The organism is Chitinophaga sp. 10T418 (genome assembly GCF_056394125.1).
Genome location: NZ_JBFTHG010000046.1, coordinates 1 through 904 on the forward strand (window position 1 = coordinate 1; position 904 = coordinate 904).

A 904-nucleotide genomic window follows, 5' to 3' on the forward strand; every position below is an offset into this window, starting at 1 on the left:
ATGCCGGAAGGCAAATGCCGGAAGGCAATACCCAACAGGTTGGGTTTAGTTTACCTGCTGGTGTAAGTACAGAAATACCTATTAARATATCTCTGCCATCTACAGGTACTGCTACCCGTGGTACCGATTACAGTCTGCCAACAGAYACGAGCTTTAYCGGTGCTTCCGGTGCTGCTGAACTGAAAGTAGCTGCTGATATCCTGGTAGAAGATGTAGAAGATATTCACCTTACCCCTGCGGTAAGTGATGCTTATAGCACTCCTTACATCTTTGCACCAGCAACGCTTGACCTGACAATCAAGGATGCACAATATCCATTCCCTGCCGGTGATTCCATCAAACTGAGCAGCGTACCGGATAGCGTAAACGAAGGACAAAGTGCCGTGATCACCGCTACTTTACCCAATGGCTGGAAAGCCGGTAAAGCCTGGACGGTGAACCTGACCAAAGATGTGGTGTCATCTACCATTGCAGATAGTCGTTATACCAGCCTCCCTGCTACTATCACGATTGCCAACGGAGCGGATCACGGAGATGCCACCGCTATTCAGACATTGACCAATAAGGTGTTTAATGATGAAGGGCTTTTAAATGTAGATGGTAATAAAGGCAATGTAAATATGCCAGCTACCAGTGCCCATATTTATGTTAAAGATCTCACAGACCCAGCGCAGAAGAAACTGACGCTGACGGCTGATAGCTTAACATTAAATGAAGGCAACAGTACTACATTCAAAATGTCGTTGCCTGCTGGTTACCGCTCTGCTAAACCAGTGACCATTACCTTAACAACGAAAGTGGCCGGTACAGAAGCAGCTGCAACCGACTTCCAATACCTGCAAACGTCTATCGTATTCCCGAAAGACACAGCAGTATTTACTACTACCGCTGCAGTGATTAAAGC

1 protein-coding gene is annotated in these 904 nt (G+C 46.6%); it reads left to right on the top strand.

Translation table 11 applies throughout. The features are described 5' to 3' along the window. On the top strand, positions 1-904 hold a 904-nt coding region (locus AC1DCV_RS35700; protein ID WP_477027670.1), incomplete at both ends, for a hypothetical protein.